Consider the following 20,880-nt stretch of genomic DNA (forward strand, 5'->3'; position numbering starts at 1 on the left):
GTGGACGTCGGAGTCGGCCTGCCGACGACGGTGCGCGGAGTGGACGGCGCCACCCTCCTCGAGTGGGCACGGCGCGCCGACTCCCGTGGCCTGTCCTCGCTCGGGGTGCTCGACCGGTTGGTGGCCGGCAACCACGAACCCGTCGTCACGCTCGCGGCCGCCGCCGCCGTGACCCGGCGGATCAGGCTCGCCACGACGATCCTGATCGCCGCGTACCGCGGCGGGGCCGCGGTCCTGGCCAAGCAGCTGGCCACCGTGGACGAACTGTCGGGAGGCCGGCTGGCGGTCGGGGTGGCCGCGGGAGGGCGCGCCGACGACTTCGAGGCCGCGGGGCAGCCGTACCGACGACGGGGCAGGCGGCTTGACGCCCTGATCACGGAGCTGCGCGAGGCCTGGGCGCCGGGCTCCGGGATCGGCCCGGAGCCCGCCGCCGGCGGGCCGCCCATCTGGGTGGGCGGGCACACGGACGCGGCCCTGCGGCGGGCCGCCCGCCTGGGACAGGGCTGGATCGCCGGCGGCTCGTCGTCGGTCCCGTACGCGGAACTGGCGGCGCGCGCCCGCGCCGCCTGGTCGGCCGAGGGCAGGACGGATCGGCCGCGCATGGTGGCGCTGGCGTACTTCTCGTTCGGCGCGGACGGCGCCGAGCGGGCCGTCGCGCACATGCGCCGCCACTACGAGCAGGCGGGCCCGTACGCCGACCGCGCGGCCGCCCAGACCGTGACGACCGAGAGCGAGCTCCAGCGCACCATCAAGGAGTACGAGTCCGCAGGGTGCGACGAGCTCGTCTTCTTCCCCTGCTCCGGCGACCCGGATCAGGTGGACCTGCTGGCGGAGGCCGCCCGGACATGAAGGGGATCATCCTGGCGGGCGGGCGGGGAACCCGCCTGCACCCCATCACCCTCGCGGTGTCCAAGCAGCTGCTGCCGGTGAACGACAAGCCGCTGATCTACTATCCGCTGTCGGCCCTGATGCTGGCGGGCATCCGCGACATTCTCATCATCTCCACGCCGGTGGACCTGCCGCAGATCCAGCGGCTGCTCGGCGACGGCGCACAGCTGGGACTGAGCCTGCGCTACGCCAGACAGCAGGAGCCGCGCGGGCTGGCCGACGCGTTCATCGTCGGCGCCGACCACGTCGGTGACGATCCGGTGGCTCTGGTGCTCGGCGACAACATCTTCCACGGGCACAGGTTCGACGACATCCTGCAGGAGCAGGCCCGGGACATCGACGGGTGCGTGCTCTTCGGCTACCCGGTGACCGATCCAGAAAGGTACGGAGTCGGCGAGACCGACGCCGCGGGCAAGCTGGTCTCGATCGAGGAGAAGCCTGCCAGGCCGCGGTCCAACCGCGCGATCGTCGGCCTCTACCTCTATGACAACCAGGTGCTCGACATCGCCAAGAACCTGTCGCCGTCGGCCCGTGGCGAGCTGGAGATCACCGACGTCAACCGCGACTATCTGGAACGTGGCAAGGCCCGGCTGGTGGATCTGGGGCGTGGATGCGCGTGGCTGGACGCGGGCACCCCGGCCTCGCTGTTGCAGGCCGCGCAGTACGTCAGCGCGCTGGAGAGCAGGCAGGGCGTACGGATCGCGTGCATCGAGGAGGTCGCACTGCGGATGGGCTTCATCCGGGCCGAGGAGTGCCGCGAACTCGGCGAGAGGCTGGCGCCGTCCGACTACGGGCGGTACGTGTGCGCCGTCGCGGAGGAGTTCGCCGCCCATTCCGCGGCCCCGCGTCCATGACGCACCTGTACGTCTCGTGACAACGCCCGGAGCACCCTTTCGGTGCTCCGGGCGTTGTCACGTTGCCCGCCGGGCGATTGAAGACCCTGCGCTGGTGCTCGGGTGAAAAAATTTTCATGGAAAAAAATTTCAGTGCTCTGCGTTCGGGGCAGGGTTTCGCCCCCACGGCGGGTCAGTTGTTCCAGCGCAGATCACGGCGTACGAGCCGGCCCGGGGCGGCGGGACGGCCTGAGCCGGCGGGCGCCTCGATCGCGGTCGTCTCCCCGGCGTCCAGGCTCACCTCGGCAGGCGTGCCTCGCTCGGCCAGCTCGTTCTCCAGCTTCTTCTCCGCGTACAGGTGGGCCAGCTCGTTGATGGCGTACACGACGTCATCCCGTGCGCCGTTGTAGCCGACGATGCGGAGAAAGTGGGCCGAGACCAGCCGGGTGAGGATCGTCTCGCTCGTGTCGATGTCGCAGCCGACCGTCTCCGCGGCGCTCTTGAGGTTGAAGCGCGTGCTGCGTCGCAGGTAGAGCAGCCACAGGGCGCTGCGCTCGCGGGGATCGAGCTCCTGGTAGTTGAGGTCGAAGCTGTGGTAGATGTCGAAGTCGGTGGAGTTCAGCTCTTTGAGGCGCAACTCCGGATCGGCCAGGCGGGCGGCCAGGGTCCGCAGCGGCAGGGTCGGCGACGCGGTCAGCCGGGCGCCTGCGGCGCGCACCGCCAGCGGCAGGCCCTCGCAGAAGCGCACCACGCTCTGCGCGTCGCCCTTCTCGCGCTCGACGCGCTGCCTGCCCGCGACCGCGCCCAGCAGGCGTACGCCTTCCTCCAGAGTGAGCGGCGCCAGGTCGAGGCGCTTCCTGCAGGGGAACCCGTATAAGCCGGACCTGCTGGTGATGATCGTCGTGCAGTGCTCACTGCCGGGCAGCAGCGGCGAGATCTGCGCGGCCGAGGCGGCGTTGTCGAGGACGATCAGCACACGATGCGCCGAGCACCAGCTTCTGAACATCTTCGAGCGTTCCTCGGTGCTGCTCGGCAGCTTCTTCGTGTACATGTCGGTCGCAATCAGCCAGTTGTAGAGCACCTGGCCGGGGTCGGCGGGCTCGCCGTCGCTCCCGCGCAGTGTGCAGTAGAACTGGCCGTCGGGGAAATCCCGCTTGATCAGGTGCGCCAGGTGCACCGCGAGGGCCGTCTTGCCGACGCCCGGCATTCCCGCGATCAGCACGGTCGGCGGCGTGGTGGCCGCGGGCTCCGTCATGGTGGCGGCGGCGACCAGGTCGTTGATGCTGGACTGGCGGCCGGTGAAGTCCCAGATGTCCGGTGGCAGCTGGGCCGGCAGGAGCGTTCTCACAGCGTTCCTCGGCCTTTCGATCACGGCCGTGCTCCTGCGGCCCTGGCCGGCCGGCGGCTCCAGCTTGGCGGGGCGTGCGGTGGTCTCCTCCGACAGGAGCGACTGGTGCAGCCGTTGTGTGTCCGCGGACGGCTCGATGCCCACCTCTTCCACCAGGGTCGCCCGCAGCCGCTGGTACACCTCCAGCGCCTCCCAGCGCCGGCCTGAGCGATGCAGGGCGTTCATCAGCTGCGCGTAGAAGGCCTCATGGAGGGGATGCACCGAGATCAGGTGCTTGAGCTCGCCCACGACCTCGCGATGCCGGCCGAGCCGCAGATCGCTCTCGATGCGCAGCTCGAGCGCGCGCAGCCGGCTCTCCTCGAGGGAGGCCACGTAGGCCGACAGCAGGTTGCCCGCGGCCACATCGGCCAGTGCCAGGCCGCGCCACAGCGAGAGTGCCTCGGCCAGGCACTTGGCGGCCATCTCGGTCTCATTCCGCTTCAGCGCCGCCACACCTTCGGCGAGCAGCCGTTCGAACTGGTTCAGGTCGAGCTGGTCGTGCTCGATGGTCAGCATGTATCCCCACGACTGCGTCTGCAAAATCTCCTCGAACGAGTCGACCTCATCGTGGGAGAGGATCTTTCGCAGCTTGTAGATGTAGGTCTGCAGAGTGGAGAGCGCGCTGCTGGGTGGATTTTCTCCCCACAGTTCGTCGATGAGCTCGGTGGTCTGTACGATGTTGTTGCGCCGGAGGAGAAGAAAAGTGAGCACCTGCCGGAGTTTTGGGGCGGAAGGAGTCACCTCCCGGCTGCCGTCGAGCACTCTCAGAGTTCCCAGGACACAGAATCTCATCTTGATCCCCAAGCGTGAAGGCAATCGACCTTTCTATGGCAGGCGAGGTCAGAATGCGCGATGCTTGCGCGGCTGCATCCGACCTCGCTAGAATCTCCTAACCATCGTCGGAAAGAGTTGCTTCGATCCACTGGTTCGGTGGGTTCCGTCGGCGTTCACCAAGCAAGAAGCGCAGGTCCAGGAGCGACGTCTGCGTGCGCGGAGGCAGGCGGGAGTTTCGCGGAAAGGTGGCTCGGCCGCCGCTGGGAGCTCCTCGTCGAATTGTTGCGCGATGGGGTTTCGCCGGGCGATTCGCCTGATTTCCAGCAGGTAACACAAACGCGAACTGTCCGCGGCATTGAATCAACCCCCGTTGGTGTGCCGTCTGCTGTGACTGGTGACCGGCGGGCGCTTATTCCTTGTTGAAATCTGCGCCTTTATTTCCTTGATCGGGACACCAGAGACGATCCTCGAGTATCAAGCTTGATTATTACTAGAGAAACGCTCGAAGTCGAGACCGGAAGTGATCGTGGCAGGCGCCGACTTCCTCCCGGTCTGTCCCCCTGCGGTGTCGTGAACGAATGCGTGGCGGCAACGACCGGCCGAGCGGTCACATCAGGGCCAGTTCCTCCTCGGCCGTGGGCGCCTTCGCGGGGTCCGGCCGCTTGGCGGCGAAGCTGAGCAGGCAGGCGACGACCACCACTGCGGCGCAGGTCAGGAGGGTGAAGCGCAGGGCGCCGACGAAGGCCTGGTCGAAGACCGACTGGGCGATCTCTCGCATCTGCTGGGCGAGCTGACCGCTCGCGCCGGCGGGCAACTGCACGTCGCCGGCTCCCGCATCGATGCTGCCGCCCGCCGAGGTGACGGCGTCGACGAAGCCCTCCCTGAACTCACCGGGCAGCTGTGTCGCCTGGCGCTCCGCCTCGCCGTGCAGCTCACTGGTCAAGCGGCTCTGCAGCACCGCGCCCATCGCGGCGACGGCGATCAGGAAGCCCAGCTGGCGGATCGCGTTGAAGGCGCCCGAGGCGGCCCCCGCGAACTCCGTCCGCACGTCCTGCATGGCCATCGTGACGGTCGGGGCGAAGGCGGCCGCCTGGCTGATGCCCGCCAGGATCAGCGGCCCAAGGAGCGACCACTGGCCGGAGTCGGTCTGCGCCATGTTGCCGATGAGCGCGAGGCTGACCGGGTAGAGGGCCAGGCCGCAGATGAGCACGTACTTCCCGCCGATCTTGTCGATCAGGAACCCGACGACGGGGAACGAGAACATCATGGCCAGCGCGGTCGGCGCGAGCGTGAGGCCGGCCTGGAGCGCGCTGAGCCCGAGAACCTGCTGCAAGTAGATCGTGAGGGTCAGCGACAGCCCCATCATGCCGAAGGAGACGGCGACGATCACGAAGCTCATCAGTGAGAAGCCGCGGTCCCTGAAGATCCCCAGAGGCATCAGGGGGTCGTTCACACGCGCCTGCGTCGCCAGGAACACCACGAGCAGCACGAGGCCGGCCGCGATGACCACGGGAATGCTGAGGAAGGAGGTGATCGTGCCCCATCCGTAGCGGTCGCCCTCGAGCAGCCCGTAGGTGATCGCCCCGAGCGCGGCGCTGGCCAGGACCACTCCGGTGATGTCGAGCCGGAGGCGCTTGTCCGGGCGGACGTCGGGGATGAGGGCGAAGGCCATGGCGATGGTGATCAGCCCGAGCGGCACGTTGACGTAGAAGACCCAGCGCCAGTTGCCCTCGGCGACGAGCAGCCCGCCGAGCGTCGGGCCGGCCAGTCCGGCCACGCCTGCCGTGATGCCCCAGATGGCGCTGGGCAGGCCGCGCTTCTCGGGCGGGAAGACCCCGGTCAGGATGGTGAGGGTCTGCGGTGTGATCAACGCGGCGCCGATGCCCTGCAGGGCCCGGGCCGCGATGAGCTGCCAGGGCTCCATGGCGGCTCCGCAGAGCGCGGAGGCGACCGTGAAAAGGATCATGCCGGCGATGAAGACCTTGCGGGGTCCGACGATGTCGCCCAGGCGGCCGGCCGTGATCACGAGTACGGCGACCACGAGGATGTAGGCGCTCATCACCCACAGCACTTCGCTGATCGTGGCGTCCAGGTCTTCGAGGATGTCGGGGATCGCGATGTTGACGATCGTGGTGTCCAGGATGGTCATGAAGAACCCGATGCAGAGCGTCACCATGACGATCCATGGGTTCCCGCGGCGCTGGCTCATCCGCACACCTCCTTGGAGGGATTGGTCCCGGTGCGTCCTGCGGAGGTCGTCGCCCCGCAACAGGCTGTACTCCCAGGAAGATAGATGTATACTTTGACGATCAATAAGTCTAATCCATGGATATTTCAAATGTCAAAGGATGTCTGGAAGTCGCTCGTCGACGAGGTCCAGGTCGCCGTCATGCAGTTGCAGAACGTCTCGGACGCGGTGGACGAGGCAGCGGCGGCGCGTTTAGGTGTCAACCGGACAGACATGCGCTGCATGGGCTGCGTCTTCGCGCTCGGCCCGATGACGGCCGGCGAGCTGGCCGGCGAGCTGGCCGGCGCGGCCCGCCTGTCCCCGAGCGCGGCCACCATTGCGATCGACCGGCTGGAGCGGGCCGGCTACGCCCGGCGGGTCCGCGACGTCAACGACCGGCGCCGGGTGACCGTCGTGCCGACCCAGCAGGCCGAATACGTCGCGCAGGCCGTGTGGGGACAGCTGAGCGAGGAGGACGAGGCCGGGCTCGCCGGGCACACCGTGGAAGAACTCATCCTCATCCGAGACTTCCTGCGGGCCACGGTCAGCCGGCACGCGCGCCAGGCCGACCGCATCAGGCAGGGGGAGACGCTCGCGGAGGGCAATGGTGTGCCGCCGGTTCGTGACGCCGAGACCCCGCAGCCGTAGGCCGCCGAACTCGCCGGCGGACCGTGGTCAGACGGTGACGCTCATCCGCTCGGCCAGCGACGGGAGCAGGCGCAGCGCGTTGTCGCGCTCGATCGCGCGGTGCAACTCCGGCCCGATCAGCGGGTCGCCGGCCAGCCCGTCCGTCACGTATCGGGTGGCTTCGGCCGTCCGCATGCTGTAGTCGGTCCCGTAGAGGATGCGCGAGTGGTCGGCGGCCGCGAGCAGTGTCGGCGTCGCGTACGGAGAGGTGGGCATGGCGGTGTCGTAGTAGAAGCGCCGTACGTAGGAGCGCAGGGTCGCCGGGTCCACGCCTTCCTCGTCATGCGAGCGGGAGTCGATCCGCGCTGCCATGTACGGCAGGAAGCCGCCTCCGTGCGACAGGATGACCGACAGGTTCCTGTGCCGCTCCAGGGTGCCCCCGATCATCAGGCTCAGTGCCGCCCTGGTCGTGTCGAGCAGGAAGTCCCCCATGAAGTCGGGGATTCCTGGCGGCGTGCCGCCTGGCAGGAACTGCGGGTGCACGAAGAGCACCGCGCGCCGCCGGTCGAGTTCGGCGAAGAGCGGCTCGAACGACGGGTCGCCGAGATAGGTGCCGTTCACGTGCGTCAACAGGAGCACGCCCTCGGCTCCGAGGGTGCCGAGGGCGTAGTCGGCCTCGGCCAGTGCGGCCTCGACGTCGGTCAGCGGCAGATAGGCGAAGAAGCCGAACCGCTGCGGCTGCTCCCTGACGAGGTCGGCCAGCGACTCGTTGATGACCCTGGCGCCGGTCGCGACCTGGGCGGCGTCCTTGAAGACCTCGAACGGCGCGGGCGAGGAGGTCACCGCGGCTGCGATGTCGTTCTCCTCCATGACCTGCTCGGTGGCGGCCTGGCTCCAGCGCGCCCAGGTCGGCCACTTCGACTGGTCGGGCGGCAGGATGCCGGCCTGCACAGCCCACCGCTGCATCTTCGGTGGTACGGCGTGATTGTGGGTGTCGATACGCCATGGGCCGGTCACGCTGCCTGCCTTTCTGTGTGCGTTCACTGACGGGTCATGAGGAAGCCGGCGAAGTACGAGGACGGCGGAGGCGAGGGCAGCCGCTCGATCTTGAAGACGTCGCCGAAGAGATCGTCCTCCTCGCCCGGCACCAGCTTCGGGTTGAGCCGCAGCAGGATGCCCTTGAGGGTGAACGGCAGATCGCCGTCGTGGTGCACGCACCACAGGAAGTACAGGCTGCCGGGGCCCGACAGCCGCTTGACCGTGGCGGCCATCGCCTCCCGGGCCCGTCCCTGCAGGTCGTCGAGCGTTCCCAGGTCGATCACGAGGTCGAAGGGCCCCTCCACGCCGGGGATGTGCGCTGCGGTCAGATCGCCCTTGACGAACCGGCAGCGGTCCGCGACTCCCTCCCTGGCCGCGGCCGCCCTGGCCTCGCTCAGCGCGACGGAGGAGAAGTCCACTCCCACGACCTGGAAACCGTGCTTGGCGAGGAAGACGGCGGCCTCGCCGCGCCCGCAGCCGAGGTCCACGACCCGTGGATGCGTCTCAGGGGATATCCGGCCCGACGTCACCAGGTCCCGCAGTTCGAGTCCCAGGCGCCCGGCCCAGCGGGCCATCCCGGTCTTGTACTGGAAGCTGTACGACCATGACTTAGGCATGAGACGTCCCTTTTACCGCGATCGCATTTTCGGAATGCCGGACGGCTGACTCCGCTGTCCGGCGCCGTTTCTGGGAACGGTGCACGGCGTTATCCTGGTGACTTCCGCTAGAAATGGAATCTCTTCTCGCTGGTGCCGCGCTCGACTATCGGCAGAGCCACGTACGGGGATTGCCCGCGCTCATCGACGCTGGCATATTCACTGTTGTCGGATGGCGATCAGGTGAGAAAGGCGCGAAATGCAAATCGACCCACTCGGAATCGACGGTGCTTTCCTGATCAAGCCGGAGATTTTCCCGGACGCCAGGGGTGAGTTTCTGGAGGTTTTCAGCGAGCCGGCCTTTCGCGAGGCCGTCGGCCACCCGCTGAGGGTGGCGCAGGTGAACTGCTCGCGATCGCGGCGCGGCACGATCAGGGGCATTCACGCCTTCTCGCTGCCGCCCGGGCAGTCGCGCTACATCACCTGCCCTCATGGCGAGATCCTGGACATCGTCGTCGACATCCGGGTCGGCTCGCCCACGTTCGGCGAGTGGGAGGCGGTCCGGCTGGGCGACGGCAACAGGCACGGGTTGTACCTCGCGGAGGGGCACGCTCATGCCTTCGCGCCGCTGACTGACGAGGCCACCGTGGTCTACCTGGTTTCCAGCACGTACGCTCCCCACAAGGAGATCCTGGTCGACCCGCTCGACCCCGAGCTTGCGCTGCCATGGCCGCCGGAGTGCGGGCGGCTCCTGTCCGCCAAGGACCGCGGCGCTCCCAGCCTGCGTGAGGCGATGGAACGCGGTGTGCTGCCTCGCTACGCCGACTGCCGAGCACGCCATGAGGAGCTGTGCAGGCAAGCCGACGCGCTCGCGGGGAGGCCCGCGTGATCCCCTTGATGAGGGTGGAGATGTCGCAGGAGGCGGGCGCCGCCGTGTCCCGTGTGCTCGCCGGCGGGATGATCGGCCAGGGGCCGGTGGTCGACGAGTTCGAGCAGGCGCTGCGCGAGCGCATCGGCAACCCGTACGTCGCCACGGTCAACAGCGGCACCTCGGGCCTCCACCTCGCCCTGCGACTGGTGACCGACCCTTCGGGAACCGGCACGGGCACGGACGGAGGTGAGGTCCTCACCACGCCGCTGACCATGGTCGCGGCCAACTGGGCGATCCTCGCCAACGGCCTGCGTCCCAAGTGGGTGGACGTGGACCCCATGACGCTCAACGTGGACCTCGACGACCTGGCCAGGAAGATCACCCCGGCCACCCGGGCGATCGTCATCGTGCACTTCGCCGGCTACCCGGTCGACCTCGCCCGCCTCAGCGGCATCCTGGACGAGGCGGAGGCCGCGTACGGTTTCCGCCCGCCGGTGATCGAGGACTGCGCGCACGCGTGGGGCGCCACCTACCGCGGCACGCCGCTGGGCAACCACGGCAACGTCGCGGTCTACAGCTTCCAGTCGGTCAAGCACTTCACCACCGGCGACGGAGGGCTGATGGTGCTGCCCAGCGTGCAGCTCGCCGAGCGGGCCAGGCGGCTCAGGTGGTTCGGCATCGACCGTTCGGCGCCCGGACGCGGCCTGGTCCGCGCCGACATCCCGGAGTGGGGCTACAAGTTCCACATGAACGACATCAACGCGGCCATCGGTCTGGCGAACCTGGCGGAGACCGACGAGGTGATCCGCCGCTACCGCGACAACGCCGCCTTCTACGACCGCGAGCTGGCCACGGCCGACGGGGTGCGTGTCACCGAGCGAGCGGCCGACAGGCAGTCCTCCTTCTGGGTCTACCCGCTGCTGGTGCAGGGCAAGGACGCGTTCATCAAGCACATGACCGAGGCCGGCGTCATGGTGAGCCAGGTGCACGAGCGCAACGACCGTCACACGGCGCTGCGCCGGTACGCGTCCCTGCTGCCCGGGCTCGACCGGGCCGTCGAGCAGCTGGTGTGCCTGCCGGTCGGGAGATGGGTGTCCGACGAGGACCGCCGGCACATCGTGGACGCGATCAAGGCCGGATGGTGATCAGCCGGTGGGCCCGTGCAGCCACCAGGGATTCTGCCGGGCCCACTCGATCGTCCTGGAGATGCCCTCCCGCAGCGGGACGGCGCACTGCCAGCCGAGCATCGCGCGCGCCTTGGCCGTGTCGGGGACCCGGCGCTCGATGTCCTGGTAGGCGGCCCCGAAAGCGGCCCCTGTGTCCAGGTGGTCGTTGCGGCCGGTGAACCCCGCCGCCTCCCCGACCAGCTCGATCACCTCGCGAATGGTGGTCTCCTGGTGGGAGCCGATGTTGAGGCACTCGCCCACCGCGTCCGGGCTCGACGCGGCCCGGACGGTGCCCTCGATCGCGTCGTCGACGTAGGTGAAGCAGCGGGTCTGGCCGCCGCCGTCGTACATCTCCGGCGCCCGGCCGGTGAGGACGTGCTGGATGCTCCGGCTCACCACGTACGCCGGCCTCTGGCGCGGGCCGTACACGTTGAAGTAACGCACCACCGTGGCGCGGAGACCCTGCTCGCGGACGAGGGCGAACGTCATGTGCTCGGCCAGCGCCTTGCTCGTGGAGTAGGTCCACCGATCGGCCGACGTGACGCCCAGCACGCGGTCGGACTCCTCGGACCATGGCACCTGGGGGTTCTTGCCGTAGATCTCGCTGGTGCTGGCCACCACCACCCTGACGCCGGCCTCCAGCGCTCTGCGCAGGACGTTGCGGGTGCCGAGCACGTTGACGTCGATGACGTCGAGCGGCTGCCGGAGGTAGCGGTCCACCCCGACGACGGCCGACAGGTGGTACACCAGGTCGACGTCGGAGCTGATCACGTTCGCCAGCGACGACTCGTGGGTGATGTCGTCCTTGACGTAGCGGACGCTGTTGAGATTGTGCAGCGGGGTGTCGGGCGGCGGCGGCGACGTGTCGTAGGCGATCACCTCGTGCCCCTCTGCGGCCAGCCGTTCGACGAGATGGCTGCCGATGAACCCGCATCCTCCGGTGACCACGATCCTGGACATGCCCTCACCGTCCGATTCCGCGGTAGCCGAAGCCGAGCCGCCGCACGTGCTCGATGGTTTCCTGGGGGTAGTAGGCCCGCCCGTCGAAGATCAGGCATGGCATCGAGACCCGTTCGCGCAACGCGGCGAAGTCGAGCTGCTGGAATGGCTCGTGGCCGGCGAGCACGGCCAGGCAGTGGGCGCCGGTCACGGCCTCCTCCAGGGACGCTGACGGCTCGACGCCCGTCAGCGCGCGGAGCTCCGCCGCATCGGCGAGCGGGTCGTGGAGCGACACCGTGACGCCGGCGGCGAGCAGGCCGTCGACGACCGGTTTGACCGGCGTGCTGCGCAGATCGCCGGTGTTGTTCTTGAACGCGGCGCCGAGCACCGCGACCTTCGCGCCGTCCGGGTGCCGTCCGGCCCGCGCCAGCTCGGCGCGGATCGTCTCGTGGGTGTAGCCGGGCATCGCGTCGTTGACCGCGCGCACCGTCTCGACGGTTCTGAGGCGTACCCCGTGCTGGCGGGCCGCGTTCCAGGTGATCCACGGATCCTTGGTCAGGCAGTAGCCGCCCACCCCGACGCTGGGCAGCAGGATGTTGACGTGACCGCCGCCTTTGGGCAGCGAGTTGGCGCCCCCGATCACCTCCAGGACGTCGACCTGGAAGGCGTCGCAGAGCCGGGCCAGATCATTGGCCAGGGCGATGTTGTGGTCGATCCACCAGTTGTCGGCCAGCTTGACGATCTCGGCCACCTCCGGGGAGGTGTACTCCCACGCCGGTACGTCAAGTGCCCGCTTCCAGAACTCGGTCGCCGAGTGCGTGCTCTCCGGGTCGCAGCCGCCCACGATGATGGGCAGCGCCCGCAACTCGGACAGGGCGTTGCCCTCCGACAGCCGTTCCGGGCAGAAGACCAGGCCGAAATCGTCGCCCTGGACCAGCCCGCCGGCCTCCAGCAGCGGCCGGACGAGACCACGGGTGGTGCCAGGAGCGACGGTGCTCTTCAGCACCACCAGGTGGCCGCGGCGCAGCCGGGGCGCCAGCTCGGCGCAGACCTCCTCCAGCTGCCGCGTGACGAGTGAGCGGTCCTCGCCGATCGGGGTGCCGACCGCGATGACGATGACGTCGGCGCTCTCGATCGCGTCGTAGCCGGTGCTGAAGGTGAGCCGCGAGGTGCCCCGCAGCCCCGTGAGCGCCTCGGCCAGCCCGGGCTCGGAGATGTGGCACCGCCCCTCCTCCAGCTGGGCGATCAGCCGCGCATCGCGGTCGATGCCCGTCACGTGCAGGCCCTGTCCGGCCAGTGTCACGCCGAGGCAGCAGCCGACGTAGCCGAAACCCACGATCGCCACCGTCGGCTCGCGCGAGTCGGGAAGAAAACGCATAGGGAACTCCCTGCGGTTCGATGTACGGGGCCCGTCGCCGCGGCACGTCGTCGTGCGGACGCATGACGTGCGATCCCACCGAAGTTCCGACGGACACAGGGCGGAGTGTCGAAGGTCGCGCTCCACGGTCGCTCGAGGACTCGTGGAGCGACGGCCGCCGCCGGGCGCGGCCCCTACAGCCGTTGACCAGTGGTCGTTGAGAGGCCCGGATCAAGCTGCTGGGCGTGGGAGTGCATACGGAGACCTCCGAGGCGGCACAGTGGATCAGTTGTCCCGAGTGCCGCGAACTCGTCTATGTCAAGCGACACCAGCGCGATCTGGGCGTCTGCCCGGGCTGCGGGGCGCATTCCCGGCTGCACGCGTCGGAACGGATGGCGCACCTGCTGGACGACCGTTCGATCGTGCCCTTCGAGTCCCCCGCGACCGTCGAGGACCCGATCGGGTTCACCGATTCCCTGCCCTATCCCGACCGGCTCAGGCAGGCCCGCGAGCGTACCGGCGCGGGTGAGGCGGTCACCTGCGTCACCGCCTCGGTGATGAACCACCCGGTGATCGCCGCTGTCATGGACTTCCGGTTTCTCGGCGGCAGTCTCGGCGCGGGCGTCGGTGAGCGCATCGTCCGGGCCTGCGAGACGGCGCTGCGCACGCGCACGCCGCTGCTCCTGGTCACCGCCTCCGGCGGCGCTCGTATGCAGGAGGGCGCCTACGCCCTGATGCAGATGGCGAAGACGGCACAGGCACTGGCCGAGCTGGACGAAGCGGGGATCTTGACCGTCTCGCTCGTCACCAACCCGACCTACGGCGGCGTGGCGGCGTCCTTCGCGACCTTGACCGACGTCATTCTGGCCGAGTCGGGGGCGCGCATCGGCTTCGCCGGGCCCCGGGTGATCCAGCAGACGATCCAGCAGGAGTTGCCGGAGGGCTTCCAGAGCGCCGAGTTCATGCAGGCGCGGGGCTTCCTCGACGCCGTCGTGCCGCGGTCGGCCCTTCGGCCCGTGCTCGGGGCGCTGCTCGGCATGGTGCGCCAGGACGCGCCGCACGCCCGCGGGCCCAGGACCGCGCGGCTGGTCCGTGACCCCGGCGAGTTGCCGGAGCGCGAGCCCTGGCACGTGGTGCGCCTGGCCAGGCACGAGGGCCGCCCCACCACGCTCGACTACGTCTACCAGCTGCTCGACGACTTCCAGGAGTTGAAGGGCGACCGGCTCTCCGGCGACTGTCCCGCGATCGTAGGCGGCCTCGGCCGCCTCGACGGCCGGCCGATCGTCCTGGTCGGACACCAGAAGGGCCACGACACCACCCAGCGGGTCAGCCGCAACTTCGGCATGGCCCTGCCCGAGGGCTACCGCAAGGCGGCCCGGCTGATGCGGCTGGCGGAGAAGCTGGGCCTGCCGGTCGTCACGCTCGTGGACACGCCAGGGGCGCATCCCGGCGTCGAGGCGGAGGAGCGCGGTCAGGCCTGGGCGATCGCGGAGAACCTGCGGCTGATGTCGGGGCTCAAGGTGCCCGTCGTGTCCGTGATCACGGGCGAGGGCGGCAGCGGCGGCGCGCTGGCGCTGGCGGTCGCGGACCGGGTGCTCGCCTTCTCCAACGCGGTGTACTCGGTCATCAGCCCTGAGGGCTGCGCGGCGATCCTGTGGAAGGACAGGGGCGAGGCACCCCGCGCCGCGGCGGCACTGCGGCTCGACGCCCGCGACCTGCTCCGGCAGGGCATCGTCGACGCGGTCCTGCCTGAGCCCGCGGGCGGGGCGCACGAGGACCCGGTGGCCGCGGCCGAGACCCTGCGCGCCGCCCTGGGCGCGATGTTGTCCGAGCTGACCCGGTTGACCCCCCGCGAACTGGTGGAACGCCGCAGGCGCCGCTTCCGCCGCTACGGCATCGAGGACGCGAGGAACACATGACCGACGAGCACACCAGCATCGGCGAGCTGTGCAGGCACGCCGGCGAAATCCTCAACACGGCCCCCGGCCCGCTGAAACGTGTACGCGTGCAGGCGGGCGACATGAGCGTCGAGCTTGAATGGCCCGGCACGGTCGCGGTCCAGGCCGGCGACCCCGGCGCACCACAGGCCGACGGCGCGGCGGCGGGGACCGTGGCGGCCGAATCGCGCGACTCGCCCGACGCCATCGTGATCGAGGCGCCCCTGGTCGGCACGTTCTACCGCGCGATCTCCCCGGAGAGCAGCGCGTTCGTCGAGGTCGGAGACACGGTCGAGGCCGGACAGCAGGTGGCGATCATCGAGGCGATGAAGCTGATGAACGCCGTCCACGCCGACAGGCCAGGTCGTGTGGTCGAGGTGCTCGTGAAGAACGGCGACCCGGTGGAGTACGGCGAGTCCCTGTTCGTGCTCGAACCCCACGACCCGGACAGCGGCCACTGAACGAGAGGAACGCATGTTCTCGACGGTTCTCATCGCCAACCGCGGCGAGATCGCGCTGCGCATCGCCCGTACCTGCCGTGAGCTCGGCATCCGCACCGTCGCCGTGTGCTCCGACAGCGACCGGGACTCCATGGTGGCCCGCTTCGCCGACGAGACGGTCTGCATCGGGCCGTCGGAGGCGCGGCGCAGCTACCTCAACCCGGCCGCGCTCGTCACGGCGGCCCTGCAGGCAGGGGCCGACGCGGTGCATCCCGGCTACGGCTTCCTGTCGGAGGACCCGGACTTCGCCGAGATCTGCCAGGACGCGGGGCTGACCTTCATCGGCCCAGCCCCTTCCGTGCTGGCCAGGCTCGGCGACAAGGCGGAGGCGCGCAACATCGCCAGGGCGGCCGGGCTGCCGGTGCTGCCGGGCAGCTCCAAGCCGCTGGCGACGCTGGCGCAGGCACGCTCGCTGGCCGCCGAGATCGGCTATCCCGTGATCCTCAAGGCCGTCGCCGGCGGCGGGGGCCGGGGCATGCGCGTCGTACGGGATCCCCGCGACATGGCCCGCGAGTACGCCCAGGCCAGGGCCGGTGCCCAGACGGCGTTCGGCGACTCCCGGGTGTACCTGGAGAAATACCTGGACAACGCCCGGCACATCGAGGTGCAGATCCTCGGCGACGGCCACGGCAACGTGATCCACCTCGGCGAGCGCGACTGCTCCGTGCAGCGCCGGCGCCAGAAGCTGGTCGAAGAGACCCCGGCGCCCGGGTTGTCGCGCGAGCTGGCCGACCGCATCTGCGCCGCCACCGTACGGGCCGCCCAGGCCGTGGGGTACGCCGGCGCGGGGACGTACGAGTTCCTCGTCGACGACGAGGACGGGTTCCACGCGATGGAGGTCAACTGCCGCATCCAGGTGGAGCACCCGGTGACGGAGATGGTGACCGGCATCGACCTCGTGCGCGAGCAGTTGCAGGTGGCCGCCGGATACGGGCTGGCCCATCGGCAGGAGGACATCGTGCCCCGGGGGGTGGCCATCGAGTGCCGGGTCAACGCGGAGGACCCGCGTCGGGGCTTCCTGCCCACGCCGGGAACCGTGCGGCGGTTCGTGCCCCCGGCGGGGCCGTTCGTCCGGGTGGACACCCACGGGGAGCCTGGCATGCGGGTGACGCCGGACTACGACCCGCTGCTCGCCAAGGTCGCCGTCTGGGCTCCCGACCGGCGCCAGGCCATCGCCCGGGCGGAGCGCGCGCTGGAGGAGTTCCACGTCGAGGGCCCGGGAATGTGCACGACCCGCGATTTCCTCCGTGAGGTGCTCGGCCATCCGGTGTACCGGGCGGCCAAGCACACCACGGCGCTGATAGACGAAATGAGAGTGATCCAGCCGGGCGACGTCGCATTCGACCGTCGCGCCAACCCGGCTCCAGTTATTCGCGAGCGGTCCGTCGTTTATTGACGGGACTGTTCGGAATTTAGTAGATCGCGATGGGAGATCTACATGCAAGCCGATGGCCGGATCGTCGTCAACATTCTTCAGCAAGGCGTCTGGGACATGCCGTACGAGTCCATGCCGCTGGCCGCTGGATATCTCAAGTCCACGGCGTTGTCCGAGCCCCGGATAGCGGCTGGGGCAGATATCAGAATCTGCAACTACCGAGGTGCGGTGACGCTGCCCGTCATGGCCGCCGACCTGTTCAGGGGAGAGATGCCGGATATTCTCGCCTGCTCGGTCCTGGGCTGGAACTACCGGGCCTTCGGCACGCTCGCGGAGACCTTCAAACAGCTGAACCCCGACGGCTGGATCATCTTCGGCGGGACGCACGTGGCCAACCAGGCCGACCGCGTCTTCGGCATGTTCCCGGACGTCGACGTCATCGTCAACGGCGAGGGCGAGCTCGTCTTCCGCGACCTGCTCGGCGCCTGCCTGGACGGCCGCTCCCGGCACGACCTCCACGAGATCTCCGGGGTTTCCTTTCGCGACGTGTCCGGTGCCACGGTGACGACGGCGGAACGGGAACGGATCAGCGACCTCGACATCATCCCTTCGCCGATCCTCACCGGGGCCATCGAACTGACCGGCGACGATGGCAGGTTCCGCTACGACGTGGCACTGATGGAGACCAACCGCGGCTGCCCGTACAAGTGCTCGTTCTGTTACTGGGGCGGCGCGACCGGGCAACGCGTGCGGGCGTTCTCCAGGGAGCGGTTGCGGGAGGAACTGGAGCTCCTCGCCAAGCTCAACGTGCACACGATCGCGTTGTGCGACGCCAACTTCGGGCTGCTGCCCATCGACGAGGAGTTCGTCGACGACCTGATCGAGATCCGCGAGCGGTACGGCTATCCGAAGGCCCTGGAGAGCTCGTGGGCGAAGAACAAGTCCAGAGTCTTCTACTCCATCGTGCGGAAGATGAAGCAGGCCGGGCTGCGCAGCTCCTTCACCCTGGCCCTGCAGACGCTGAATGACACCGCTCTGCGCGAGATGAACCGGAAGAACATGAAGGTCAACGCGTGGGAGGACCTCGTCGCCTGGTTGAGCGAAGAGGGCCTCGAATGCTACGCCGAGCTGCTGTGGGGAGCACCGGGCGAGACGATCGAGTCCTTCTTCGAGGGTTACGACCGGCTGGCCCGCAAGGTCTCGCGCATCGCCGTCTATCCGCTCCTGATGTTGCCCAACACCGAGTACTCGGAGAAGAAGGCGCAATACGGCATCGTCTCCGTCCGCGGTGACACGGACGACTTCGAGTACGTTCTCAGCCACAACACGATGACGTTCGAAGAGAACGAGCGCATGCAGCGCTTCCTGTACTGGGCGCGGATCATGGCGGAGTACATGGTGCTGCGCAACATCTGGGTTCCGGCGCTGAGGCTGGCCGGCCTGACCCAGTCCCAGATCCTGCGCGACTTCGAGTCGTGGGTGGAGAAGAGCGACGACCCGCGGGCGGCGCCGCTGTTGACGGCGCAGGCGCTGGCCGCCGCCGACCAGCAGGCGTATGGTCCCGCCCTCGGCTACCTCTACGGCAGCGAGGACGCCCGCGACCTGCTGGGTCGGTGGTGGGCCGAGTCGATGAGCCCGATGCTGCCCGACGGCAGCGCCGCCCTGCTCGACGAGATCTTCAGGTACGACCTGCTCACCCTGCCGGTCTACCACAAGGAGGGCGAGCGCCGTACGGCTCCCCTGCCGCCCCTGGTCGAGGTGGAGGGCGAGCGATACCACCTGCGCAGGGGCGTCGAACTGGGCTTCCCGGTGCCGGAGATCGTCGCCGAGTTGCGCGCGGGCCGTGACCCGGATCTGTCACCGCTTCCGACGCGGGTGGATCTCTACTACAAGACGGGGTTCGAGAGCTTCGCTGAGACGACGAACCACGAGGAGATCGTCTACTTCATGGGCATGACCCTGGACCAGGTGACGGCTGTCAAGATCGCGGCCGTGGCCGCCGAGGACGCCGGACCGGACCTCCTCCCCACCGAGCCGAACCGGCTCCTGCCCATCCTGCGGGAGCACGGCGGCTGCTCGTGAGCCGCTGAACAGGGGTCGTCAGACCCGCTTCAAGACCATGAGGAGCATGCTCCTCGGATGCCGCCTGGAGCGCGACATGAGTGGAAGATCAGCTTTCGGCTACCCGCGATGGTTCACCACCATCTTCCTCACCGACATCTGGGAGCGTTTCAGCTTCTACGGGATGATGGCCATCCTCACGTTGTACGCCGCCTCCGGCAGGGACGAGGGCGGGCTCGGACTGTCCATGGGCGAGGCCTCGGCGTTGTTCGGCGCCTACATCGGCCTGGTCTTCGTGCTGTCCCTGCCTGGCGGATGGCTCGGCGACCGGGTCTTCGGCGCCTGGCGGGCGGTGTTGTGGGGCGGCGTTCTCATCGCTCTCGGTCACTACAGCATGGCCGTCCCAGGAGACGTCGGCTCCTACGCGGGCCTGGTCCTGATCGCGCTGGGCACCGGCCTGCTCAAGCCCAACATGTTCGCGCTGATCAGCGGGTTCTTCGGGACCGGCGAGAGGGCGAGGCGCGAGGCCTCCTTCTCCATCCTCTACGTCAGCATCCAGATCAGCGCGCTGATCGCGCCCCTGGTGGTCGGCTTCCTCGGGGAGACACTCGGCTGGCACTGGGGTTTCGCCGCCGCGGGCGTCGGGATGACGTTCGGTGTGGCGCAGTTCGCGATGGGCTCGCGCCACTTCGGCGAGGTCGGGCAGCACGCGCCGCATCCGGCCGGCGAGGAGGAACGCGCGAAGATGTTGCGCCGGGCGGTCACGGCCGTCGTCGTGCTCGCCGCCCTGATCACGGCGGACGTGGTCGCCGGCACCTTTGCCCCCATGCACCTCATCGGCCTGTTCGGCCTGGTCGCGCTGACCGTGCCGTTCCTCTACTTCCGGCTTCTCTCGCGCAACCCCGAGCTGGACGGCGGCGGCCGGCAGCGTCTTCGCGCGTTCTTCTGGTTGCTGCTGTCGTTCTCGCTGTTCTGGATGCTGGCGGGACAGGCGGGATCGATGCTCAACCTCTTCGCCAAGCACTCCACCGAGCGCGAGCTGTTCGGCTTCGTTCTCCCGGGAAGCTGGTTCCAGTCCGCGATCCCGTTCTTCATCCTGGTCTCCGCGCCGATGTTCGCCTGGTTGTGGGTGCGTTTCGACGCCAAGATCAGCTCCGCCATGAAGTTCGGCGCGGCCCTGATCCTGGCGGGCACCGGCTTCGTCATCATGTGCGGCGCCGCCGCGTCCGCCGAAGGCGGGAACACCGTGTCGCCCCTCTGGCTGTTGTCGGTGTTCTTCTTGATGGCCTGCGGTGAGGTCATCATCGGCCCGGTGGGGATCGCCGCCGCCGCCGAGGTCACCTCCTCGACGTTCATCGGGCGCACGATCGGTCTCGTCTGGCTCTTCAGCGCCCTGGGCGCGGGGCTGAGCAGCCAGATCGTCCACATCGCCGAGGTGGTACCCGACCAGTACTACTACCTGGGCGTCGGCGCGCTCGCGATCTGCGTCGGTTTCCTGGTGGCCGGCTTCGGACGCCGTCTGCGCTTCACCGCGGAGGGCGAGGCGAGGCAACCGGTCGCCGACAAGGCCGGATCGGCGTGAGCACGCCGGCAACCCGCAGGACCGCACTGGTGACGGGGGCCGGTCGCGGCCTCGGAAGGGCGGTCTGCGAGGCGCTCGCCGGGCTCGGGCACCAGGTGATCGTGGCCGGACGGGACGAGCGCGGCGTCCAGCGCGTCGCGGCCGCGTGCGGCGGCGACGCACTGGCGGTGGAGCTCGACGTCACCGACGGCGCGAGCGTGCGCCGCTGCTTCGAGCAGGTCAAGGCGGTGGACATCCTGGTCAACAACGCCGGCGTGCTGCTCGACGGCGGCACGTCGCCGGCGTCGGTGCCGCTCGAGCTGGTGGAGCGGCACCTCCAGGTCAACACTCTGGGCGCCTGGCGGATGAGCCAGGCGTTCCTGCCCGGCATGCTGGCGCAGGGCTGGGGCCGGATCGTCATGGTGTCGAGCGGCGCGGGCGCGTTCAGCAACGGCCTGTTCGCGGGCGCCCCCGCCTACGCGGTGTCGAAGGTCGCGCTCAACGCCGTCACGGTGCTGCTCGCCGCGGAGGCCCGGGACCGCGGCGTCCTGGTGAACGCCGTCAACCCCGGTAGGGTGCGCACCCGGATGTACCCGGACGCGGAGCAGACGCCGCAGGAGGCCGCCACGGACGTCGTCTGGGCGGCGACCCTCCCCGATGACGGGCTCACGGGCGTGTTCCTCCGGAGCCGGCGGCAGATCCCCTGGTGACATCGGGAACATGAAAGGGCGGGCGGCCGCGTG

17 protein-coding genes are annotated in these 20,880 nt (G+C 69.2%); 11 read left to right on the forward strand and 6 right to left on the reverse strand.

Going from position 1 to position 20,880, the window contains the following annotated elements; all coding sequences use genetic code 11:
• Complete coding sequence (locus tag ABGB01_RS09485; RefSeq protein WP_347772388.1) at positions 1-849, forward strand: LLM class flavin-dependent oxidoreductase; 849 nt, start codon at positions 1-3, stop codon at positions 847-849.
• Complete coding sequence (gene rfbA, locus ABGB01_RS09490; protein WP_347772390.1) at positions 846-1,742, forward strand: glucose-1-phosphate thymidylyltransferase RfbA; 897 nt, start codon at positions 846-848, stop codon at positions 1,740-1,742. The genes ABGB01_RS09485 and rfbA overlap by 4 nt, the downstream gene beginning before the upstream one ends.
• 172 nt (positions 1,743-1,914) lie before the next feature.
• On the opposite strand, the gene ABGB01_RS09495 is transcribed toward rfbA, so the two are convergent.
• A complete protein-coding gene (locus tag ABGB01_RS09495) occupies positions 1,915-3,900 on the reverse strand; it encodes a BTAD domain-containing putative transcriptional regulator (protein WP_347772392.1) in 1,986 nt (661 codons plus the stop codon).
• A gap of 589 nt (positions 3,901-4,489) precedes the next feature.
• Positions 4,490-6,091, reverse strand: a complete 1,602-nt coding sequence (locus ABGB01_RS09500) for a DHA2 family efflux MFS transporter permease subunit (RefSeq protein WP_347772394.1) — start codon at positions 6,089-6,091, stop codon at positions 4,490-4,492.
• A gap of 129 nt (positions 6,092-6,220) precedes the next feature.
• On the opposite strand from ABGB01_RS09500, the gene ABGB01_RS09505 reads away from it, so the two are divergent.
• Positions 6,221-6,757 (forward strand): MarR family winged helix-turn-helix transcriptional regulator, encoded by a 537-nt coding sequence (locus tag ABGB01_RS09505; RefSeq protein ID WP_347772396.1) that lies wholly within the window; start codon positions 6,221-6,223, stop codon positions 6,755-6,757.
• A gap of 27 nt (positions 6,758-6,784) precedes the next feature.
• Here the strand turns inward: ABGB01_RS09505 and ABGB01_RS09510 are convergent, their stop codons facing one another.
• Entirely contained in the window at positions 6,785-7,753 is a 969-nt protein-coding gene (locus tag ABGB01_RS09510) for an amidohydrolase family protein (RefSeq protein ID WP_347772398.1), read from the reverse strand.
• A 23-nt stretch (positions 7,754-7,776) separates the two neighbouring features.
• On the reverse strand, positions 7,777-8,391 hold the full coding sequence (locus ABGB01_RS09515; RefSeq protein WP_347772400.1) for a class I SAM-dependent methyltransferase: 615 nt from the start codon (positions 8,389-8,391) through the stop codon (positions 7,777-7,779).
• 238 nt (positions 8,392-8,629) lie between these two features.
• Here ABGB01_RS09515 and ABGB01_RS09520 point away from each other — a divergent pair, with 238 nt between their 5' ends.
• Both ABGB01_RS09520 and ABGB01_RS09525 read left to right on the forward strand, forming a co-directional pair.
• A complete protein-coding gene (locus ABGB01_RS09520; protein WP_347772402.1) occupies positions 8,630-9,259 on the forward strand; it encodes a dTDP-4-dehydrorhamnose 3,5-epimerase family protein in 630 nt (209 codons plus the stop codon).
• Positions 9,256-10,386 (forward strand): DegT/DnrJ/EryC1/StrS family aminotransferase, encoded by a 1,131-nt coding sequence (locus tag ABGB01_RS09525; RefSeq protein ID WP_347772404.1) that lies wholly within the window; start codon positions 9,256-9,258, stop codon positions 10,384-10,386. Before ABGB01_RS09520 ends, ABGB01_RS09525 begins: the two co-directional genes overlap by 4 nt.
• Here the strand turns inward: ABGB01_RS09525 and ABGB01_RS09530 are convergent, their stop codons facing one another.
• Positions 10,387-11,367 (reverse strand): SDR family NAD(P)-dependent oxidoreductase, encoded by a 981-nt coding sequence (locus ABGB01_RS09530; RefSeq protein ID WP_347772406.1) that lies wholly within the window; start codon positions 11,365-11,367, stop codon positions 10,387-10,389. It abuts the gene before it with no gap.
• Between the two features lie 4 nt (positions 11,368-11,371).
• The gene (locus tag ABGB01_RS09535) at positions 11,372-12,724 is read right to left on the reverse strand and encodes a nucleotide sugar dehydrogenase (protein WP_347772408.1); all 1,353 of its coding nucleotides are present in this window, start codon (positions 12,722-12,724) and stop codon (positions 11,372-11,374) included.
• Positions 12,725-12,948: 224 nt separating this feature from the next.
• On the opposite strand from ABGB01_RS09535, the gene ABGB01_RS09540 reads away from it, so the two are divergent.
• From ABGB01_RS09540 to ABGB01_RS09565, 6 genes are all read left to right on the forward strand, one after another.
• Complete coding sequence (locus tag ABGB01_RS09540; protein WP_347772410.1) at positions 12,949-14,622, forward strand: acetyl-CoA carboxylase carboxyltransferase subunit alpha; 1,674 nt, start codon at positions 12,949-12,951, stop codon at positions 14,620-14,622.
• Positions 14,619-15,101, forward strand: a complete 483-nt coding sequence (accB, locus tag ABGB01_RS09545) for an acetyl-CoA carboxylase biotin carboxyl carrier protein (protein ID WP_347772412.1) — start codon at positions 14,619-14,621, stop codon at positions 15,099-15,101. Before ABGB01_RS09540 ends, accB begins: the two co-directional genes overlap by 4 nt.
• 13 nt (positions 15,102-15,114) lie before the next feature.
• Entirely contained in the window at positions 15,115-16,536 is a 1,422-nt protein-coding gene (locus ABGB01_RS09550) for an acetyl-CoA carboxylase biotin carboxylase subunit (RefSeq protein WP_347772414.1), read from the forward strand.
• 42 nt (positions 16,537-16,578) lie between these two features.
• Positions 16,579-18,597, forward strand: coding sequence for a KedN5 family methylcobalamin-dependent radical SAM C-methyltransferase (locus tag ABGB01_RS09555; protein WP_347772416.1), 2,019 nt, complete (start codon positions 16,579-16,581; stop codon positions 18,595-18,597).
• 76 nt (positions 18,598-18,673) lie between these two features.
• Positions 18,674-20,158, forward strand: coding sequence for a peptide MFS transporter (locus ABGB01_RS09560; protein WP_347772418.1), 1,485 nt, complete (start codon positions 18,674-18,676; stop codon positions 20,156-20,158).
• Complete coding sequence (locus tag ABGB01_RS09565; RefSeq protein WP_347772420.1) at positions 20,155-20,847, forward strand: SDR family NAD(P)-dependent oxidoreductase; 693 nt, start codon at positions 20,155-20,157, stop codon at positions 20,845-20,847. The genes ABGB01_RS09560 and ABGB01_RS09565 overlap by 4 nt, the downstream gene beginning before the upstream one ends.
• The last annotated feature ends 33 nt before the right edge of the window (positions 20,848-20,880 follow it).

Origin of the sequence: Nonomuraea sp. B5E05 (assembly GCF_039880665.1) — a bacterium.
Lineage (GTDB): Bacteria > Actinomycetota > Actinomycetes > Streptosporangiales > Streptosporangiaceae > Nonomuraea.

What these genes read in the sequence shown, in the direction of transcription:
- rfbA (WP_347772390.1), top strand. Translation starts at nt 846, where the DNA reads ATGAAGGGGATCATCCTGGCGGGCGGGCGGGGAACCCGCCTGCACCCC.
- ABGB01_RS09495 (WP_347772392.1), bottom strand. Translation starts at nt 3,900, where the DNA reads ATGAGATTCTGTGTCCTGGGAACTCTGAGAGTGCTCGACGGCAGCCGG.
- ABGB01_RS09500 (WP_347772394.1), bottom strand. Translation starts at nt 6,091, where the DNA reads ATGAGCCAGCGCCGCGGGAACCCATGGATCGTCATGGTGACGCTCTGC.
- ABGB01_RS09505 (WP_347772396.1), top strand. Translation starts at nt 6,221, where the DNA reads ATGTCAAAGGATGTCTGGAAGTCGCTCGTCGACGAGGTCCAGGTCGCC.
- ABGB01_RS09515 (WP_347772400.1), bottom strand. Translation starts at nt 8,391, where the DNA reads ATGCCTAAGTCATGGTCGTACAGCTTCCAGTACAAGACCGGGATGGCC.
- ABGB01_RS09520 (WP_347772402.1), top strand. Translation starts at nt 8,630, where the DNA reads ATGCAAATCGACCCACTCGGAATCGACGGTGCTTTCCTGATCAAGCCG.
- ABGB01_RS09530 (WP_347772406.1), bottom strand. Translation starts at nt 11,367, where the DNA reads ATGTCCAGGATCGTGGTCACCGGAGGATGCGGGTTCATCGGCAGCCAT.
- ABGB01_RS09535 (WP_347772408.1), bottom strand. Translation starts at nt 12,724, where the DNA reads ATGCGTTTTCTTCCCGACTCGCGCGAGCCGACGGTGGCGATCGTGGGT.
- accB (WP_347772412.1), top strand. Translation starts at nt 14,619, where the DNA reads ATGACCGACGAGCACACCAGCATCGGCGAGCTGTGCAGGCACGCCGGC.
- ABGB01_RS09550 (WP_347772414.1), top strand. Translation starts at nt 15,115, where the DNA reads ATGTTCTCGACGGTTCTCATCGCCAACCGCGGCGAGATCGCGCTGCGC.
- ABGB01_RS09555 (WP_347772416.1), top strand. Translation starts at nt 16,579, where the DNA reads ATGCAAGCCGATGGCCGGATCGTCGTCAACATTCTTCAGCAAGGCGTC.
- ABGB01_RS09560 (WP_347772418.1), top strand. Translation starts at nt 18,674, where the DNA reads ATGAGTGGAAGATCAGCTTTCGGCTACCCGCGATGGTTCACCACCATC.